The sequence below is a fragment of the Streptomyces sp. SM1 genome (assembly GCF_002910825.1).
GTDB lineage: Bacteria > Actinomycetota > Actinomycetes > Streptomycetales > Streptomycetaceae > Streptomyces > Streptomyces okerensis.
The window spans coordinates 1-5,066 of sequence record NZ_NEUB01000502.1 but is presented as its reverse complement, the minus strand read 5'-3'; the positions used below and the strand labels follow the sequence as shown (position 1 = coordinate 5,066).

Genomic DNA, 5,066 nt, shown 5'->3' with positions numbered 1-5,066 from the left:
CCGCAGCGGCCGCAGGAAAGGGTTGGCTCGCGCGGCCAGCTGGACCGCGAGAAGGAAGCGGTGGTGGCGGGCGGCGAGATGGGCCCGTTCGTGCGCGAACAGCGCCCGGCGTTCGGCCGGACCGAGGTGTCCGAGCAGCCCCGTGGTCACCACCACCCGGCCCCGTGCCCGGCGGCGGCCGGGCAGCGCGTACGCGTACGGCACGCCGTCGGGGAGGACCGCCACCCCGGTCCCGGGCAGCCCGGCCAGCGCCCGGTGGGCCCGGCGGCGTACCCGGCCGTGCCGCCACAGCGTCCGGCCGCACGCCACCAGGACCGCGCACAGGGCGGGGATCGCGGCCTTCCCGACGATCTCGTCGTACGGGAGGGCCGCGCGCACCTCGGGGTCCGACCAGCCGTCGGGCAGGGGGTTGCCGGGCAGCTGGGCGGTGCCGACCACCATGACAAGCGCCAGGCACACCGTGCTGCAGACCGCCATCACCGCGGCCACCCCGGCCAGCAGCCGGGTCGCGGTGCGCGGATGCAGATGGTGCTCGGCGAGACGCGCGACCGGCCAGGCGGTCAGGGGCAGCACCAGCGGCAGAAAGACGAACACCCCCATGGCGGCTCAGACTTCCCCGTCGTTCCCCGGCCGGCCCAGCAGTTCCCGCAGGAGGCGTCCGTCGTCCGGTCCGAGGCCGGTGACGAAGCTGGCCAGTACGGCCTCCCGGTCGCTCTCGGCGTCCAGCACCTTGCGCATCTTGTGCGCGGCCAGACCCGCCTGGTCCGACGCGGACGTCCACGCGAAGGACCGGCCCGCGCGCTGACGGGTAACCGCGCCCTTGGCCAGCAGCCTGGTCAGGATGGTGATGACGGTCGTGTAGGCGAGGTCCGTGCCGAGGCGTTCCTGCACCCAGCCGGCCGTCACCGGGCCGTCCGCCTCCCGCAGTGCCGACAGGACCAGCGCCTCCAGCTCACCCTGACCCCGCCGCCGGGCACGCTGCCCCTGCTCCGTCACGGCCTGACTCCCTTCCGCCATCACCGGTTTCCCGGGCAGTCATCGTATGGACGCCCTCCCGCTGTCCCGGCGCGGCCCACAGGCGACCACCCTTACTCTACAGTGATGTAGAGGTGCCGCCGGGGCCCCGGAGAAGGAGCAGGACATCCATGTTCGGACTGAGCGAGCTGGCCGTCGTACTCATCGTCGTCATAGCCGTCCTCGCCGCCAGGAAACTCCCGGATCTCGCCCGCTCCGCGGGGAAGTCGGCCCGCATCCTCAAGGCCGAGACCCGCGCCGTGAAGTCACCCGCTCCCGAGCGGACCGAGCACCCCGGCGGTACACCGCCGCGGGACGGCAGGCCGTAGGCCCGGTCGCCAGGACGCCCGGGGTGAGGGGGCCCGCGACGGCGGCTCTACGATCTCCCATGGTCGACGGGATGCCGAAACGGGACGTAGAGTACCCGGCGGGGTATTACGTGAGGGAGTGGTCGTGGATCTGGAACTCGAGGGTGCGGACCTCAAGTCCGTACTGAACAGGTTGCGGCGTGCGCAGGGGCAGATCTCCGGGGTGATCCGGATGATCGAGGAGGGGCGCGACTGCGAGGAGGTCGTCATGCAACTCGCGGCGGCCTCCCGCGCCCTCGACCGGGCCGGCTTCGCGATCATCGCGACCGGGTTGCAGAAGTGCGTGGCGGACATCGAGTCCGGCCGGCAGAACGGTGAGGACGGCGCGCAGATGCGTGCCCGGCTGGAGAAGCTCTTCCTTTCGCTCGCGTAGGCCCCTCGGCGCCCTTCCGTCGCGAGTCGCCGATGTGCGCGCATGGCCGGAGAATGGTCTTCATGGCCCGGAATACCGCACACACTCATGGTCCGCCGACCGTGACGGTCAAGGGGCGGGACGTCAGGCTGCGCACCATCGGCTTCCTGCTGCTCGCAGCCCTGGCCGTCTGGTTCATCGCCGCCAACACGGAATCGGTCAGCATCCGGCTGTGGGTGTCGACCGTCACGCTTCCGCTGTGGACTGTCCTCACGGTCACCCTTCTCGTGGGCATGCTCCTCGGCCTGCTCGTCGCCCGACGGCGCGCCCGCCGGTAGGGGCGCCCCCGGATCCGCTCCGGCCCGAGTCCCTGCCCGGGCCGGTCCCCGGGGTGGACCGGCAGGTGCGGCGACGTGACGCGCGGCGGTCGTGACCGGTCGTACGGTGCCGTCACGTTCCGCCTCCCGGGCACGCCCGGGCGCCCGCGCACGTGACCTTCGCCTCCACAAGGCCGATACTTCCGACAGGAGGACCTGAGCCGAGACCCGCATCCGACCACCCGGCAGATCCGACACGCCTGCCGAGCCCCAGGAGGTACCCATGAAGATGCTGATCAACGTGCCGGAGACCGTGGTCGCGGACGCGTTGCGCGGAATGGCGGCGGCGCATCCGGAGCTGGCGGTGGACGTGGAGAACCGGGTGATCGTCCGCAAGGACGCCCCGGTGGCCGGGAAGGTGGGTCTGGTGTCCGGCGGGGGTTCCGGGCACGAGCCGCTGCACGGCGGTTTCGTGGGGCCGGGGATGCTCTCGGCGGCCTGCCCCGGCGAGGTGTTCACCTCGCCCGTACCCGACCAGATGGCGCGGGCCGCGGCCGCCGTGGACAGCGGGGCCGGGGTGCTGTTCGTCGTGAAGAACTACACCGGTGACGTGCTCAACTTCGACATGGCCGCGGAACTGGCGGAGGACGAGGGCATCCGGATCGGGAAGGTGCTGGTCAACGACGACGTGGCGGTGACCGACAGCCTGTACACGGCCGGCCGCAGGGGCACCGGCGCGACACTGTTCGTGGAGAAGATCGCGGGCGCCGCGGCCGAACAGGGACTGCCGCTGGAGCGGGTGGAGGCCATCGCCCGGCAGGTGAACGAGAACTCCCGCAGCTTCGGTGTGGCGCTGAGCGCCTGCACCACCCCGTCCAAGGGCACACCGACCTTCGACCTGCCCGACGGGGAACTGGAGCTGGGCATCGGCATCCACGGCGAGCCGGGGCGTGAGCGGCGGCCGATGATGACGTCCGGCGAGATCGCCGAGGCCGCCGTCGACGCGATCCTGGCCGACATCACCCCGCGCAACCCCGTGCTGGCCCTGGTCAACGGCATGGGCGCCACCCCTCTGCTGGAGCTGTACGGCTTCAACGCCGAGGTGCAGCGGGTGCTCGGCGAACGCGGGGTCCCGGTGGCCCGGGTGCTCGTCGGCAACTACGTCACGTCCCTCGACATGGCGGGCGCCTCGGTCACCCTGTGCCAGATCGACGAGGAGCTGCTGCGGCTGTGGGACGCGCCGGTGCGTACTGCGGGGCTGCGCTGGGGCATGTGAACGGTGCCGGTGCGAACGGTTCCGGAGTACCTACCACGCAAGGAGATCCCGTGCTCGACGCCGACTTCTTCCGCCGCTGGATGACGGCCACCGCCGCGTCCGTGGAACGCGAGGCGGAACGGCTCACCGCTCTCGACTCACCGATCGGGGACGCCGATCACGGCAGCAACCTCCAGCGCGGGTTCCGGGCGGTGCGGGACGCCCTGGACAAGGAGCCGCCCGCCACCCCCGGAGCGGTGCTGACCCAGGCCGGGCGCCTGCTCATCTCGACGGTCGGCGGCGCGTCGGGCCCGCTGTACGGGACCCTGCTGCGCCGTACGGGGAAGGCGCTCGGCGACGCCGCCGAGGTGGACGAGCGGCAGCTGGCCGAGGCGCTGCGTGCCGGGACGGACGCGGTGATGCAGCTCGGCGGCGCCGCGCCGGGCGACAAGACGATGATCGACGCGCTGGTGCCGGCGGTGGACGCGCTGGGCGGCTCCTTCGCCGCCGCTCGCGACGCGGCCGAGGAGGGAGCCGTGGCCACGACGCCGCTGCGGGCCCGCAAGGGCAGGGCCAGCTATCTGGGCGAGCGCAGTATCGGTCACCAGGATCCCGGGGCCACGTCTGCGGCGCTGCTGATCGCCGCGCTGTCCGACGCGGCGGCGGGTGCGGAGGCCGGCGATGAGTGACGAGAGGCTGGTGGGAATCGTCCTGGTCTCGCACAGCGCGGCGGTGGCCGAGTCGGTGGCGGAGCTGGCGAAGGGTCTGGCGGGCGCCGGCGACGCGGTTCCCGTGGCCCCGGCGGGCGGCACCGAGGGCGGGGGCCTCGGCACCAGTGCCGAGCTGATCTCCGCGGCGGCCGCGTCCGTCGACCGCGGGGCCGGGGTCGCCGTGCTCACCGATCTGGGCAGCGCGGTGCTCACCGTGAAGGCGCTGCTGGCCGAGGGGGACGAACTCCCCGCGGATACCCGGCTGGTGGACGCGCCGTTCGTCGAAGGCGCGGTGGCGGCGGTGGTCACGGCGTCCACGGGGGCGGACCTGTCCACGGTCGAGGCGGCGGCCGCCGAGGCGTACGCCTACCGGAAGGTGTGACGAGGACGCGGTGACGCCCGGCCGGCGTGTTCAGCCGTCGCCGTTCACAAACTCCCGGGCCAGCCGCTTCCCCTTCGCGACCGCAGCCTCGTGGTCCTCGACGGGGGTCACCGCACTGTCCTTGAACACGATGTAGGTGACCCCCGAGGGGACACCGCCCGCCCGCGGGTCCGGGTCGATGCCGAGCGACTCGGCCGCGGCGTAGGACGCCTCGCCGATGACGCCCCCGGGGCCGGTGTCCCCGACGACCGCGTAGCGCACCCGGTCGCGGTAGACCACGGCCGCGACGGAGCCGCCGCGCACACCGTCGGACCGGTAGTTCCATACGTCGCTGGGCGCGGGCACCACGACATAGGGCAGCTTCTCCGCGCTCAGCGGACGGCCGTCGGACCGGGCGAAGGCCGTGGAGGCGGAGAAGTGGGGGTCGGTACGGGCATTGCAGTGCCGGCCGGGGCGGCCGTCGCAGTCGATGTCCATGTCGGCCTTCCAGAACACGGCGTCGCGGGTGCCGCACACCGGGACGGTGGCCCGGGAGCCCTGGTCCGTGCGGTAGCGGCCGCGGGAGACGGGGGTGCACGCGCGCACCTTGGCCAGCAGGTCGGCGGCGCTGACGGGGTCCGCGCTCCGTCCGGCGCCGGGCCCCGGAAGGCGCGATGCGGCGGGGTCGG

The 5,066-nt window shown here is 73.2% G+C and carries 9 protein-coding genes; 6 read left to right on the top strand and 3 right to left on the bottom strand.

Features of this window, described 5'->3' with window-relative positions:
• Together B9S61_RS12300 and B9S61_RS12295 are read right to left on the bottom strand one after the other, a co-directional pair.
• Positions 1–600, bottom strand: a 600-nt coding sequence (locus B9S61_RS12300; RefSeq protein ID WP_181007342.1) for a M48 family metalloprotease, incomplete at its 3' end; no start/stop codon positions are given.
• A gap of 6 nt (positions 601–606) precedes the next feature.
• Entirely contained in the window at positions 607–996 is a 390-nt protein-coding gene (locus tag B9S61_RS12295; protein WP_103542285.1) for a BlaI/MecI/CopY family transcriptional regulator, read from the bottom strand.
• Between the two features lie 149 nt (positions 997–1,145).
• On the opposite strand from B9S61_RS12295, the gene B9S61_RS12290 reads away from it, so the two are divergent.
• The 6 genes from B9S61_RS12290 to B9S61_RS12265 all read left to right on the top strand — a co-directional run bounded on the left by B9S61_RS12290 (position 1,146) and on the right by B9S61_RS12265 (position 4,398).
• Complete coding sequence (locus tag B9S61_RS12290) at positions 1,146–1,343, top strand: twin-arginine translocase TatA/TatE family subunit (protein WP_103542284.1); 198 nt, start codon at positions 1,146–1,148, stop codon at positions 1,341–1,343.
• 124 nt (positions 1,344–1,467) lie between these two features.
• Positions 1,468–1,755: a metal-sensitive transcriptional regulator gene (locus B9S61_RS12285; RefSeq protein WP_103542283.1), complete on the top strand. Its 288-nt coding sequence runs from the start codon at positions 1,468–1,470 to the stop codon at positions 1,753–1,755.
• 62 nt (positions 1,756–1,817) lie between these two features.
• Entirely contained in the window at positions 1,818–2,072 is a 255-nt protein-coding gene (locus B9S61_RS12280; protein WP_181007341.1) for a lipopolysaccharide assembly protein LapA domain-containing protein, read from the top strand.
• Between the two features lie 262 nt (positions 2,073–2,334).
• Positions 2,335–3,327 carry a dihydroxyacetone kinase subunit DhaK gene (gene dhaK / locus B9S61_RS12275; protein ID WP_103542281.1) on the top strand — a complete coding sequence of 331 codons (993 nt, stop codon included), beginning with the start codon at positions 2,335–2,337 and terminating at the stop codon, positions 3,325–3,327.
• Between the two features lie 50 nt (positions 3,328–3,377).
• Positions 3,378–3,995, top strand: a complete 618-nt coding sequence (gene dhaL, locus B9S61_RS12270; RefSeq protein WP_103542280.1) for a dihydroxyacetone kinase subunit DhaL — start codon at positions 3,378–3,380, stop codon at positions 3,993–3,995.
• Positions 3,988–4,398: a PTS-dependent dihydroxyacetone kinase phosphotransferase subunit DhaM gene (locus B9S61_RS12265; protein WP_103542279.1), complete on the top strand. Its 411-nt coding sequence runs from the start codon at positions 3,988–3,990 to the stop codon at positions 4,396–4,398. Before dhaL ends, B9S61_RS12265 begins: the two co-directional genes overlap by 8 nt.
• A 30-nt stretch (positions 4,399–4,428) precedes the next feature.
• On the opposite strand, the gene B9S61_RS12260 is transcribed toward B9S61_RS12265, so the two are convergent.
• The coding region (locus B9S61_RS12260; RefSeq protein WP_181007340.1) for a glycoside hydrolase family 75 protein at positions 4,429–5,066 on the bottom strand (638 nt) is incomplete at its 5' end.

Coding starts and splice junctions, on each gene's coding strand:
- B9S61_RS12290 (WP_103542284.1), top strand. CDS start 1,146: ATGTTCGGACTGAGCGAGCTGGCCGTCGTACTCATCGTCGTCATAGCC.
- B9S61_RS12265 (WP_103542279.1), top strand. CDS start 3,988: ATGAGTGACGAGAGGCTGGTGGGAATCGTCCTGGTCTCGCACAGCGCG.
- B9S61_RS12280 (WP_181007341.1), top strand. CDS start 1,818: ATGGCCCGGAATACCGCACACACTCATGGTCCGCCGACCGTGACGGTC.
- dhaK (WP_103542281.1), top strand. CDS start 2,335: ATGAAGATGCTGATCAACGTGCCGGAGACCGTGGTCGCGGACGCGTTG.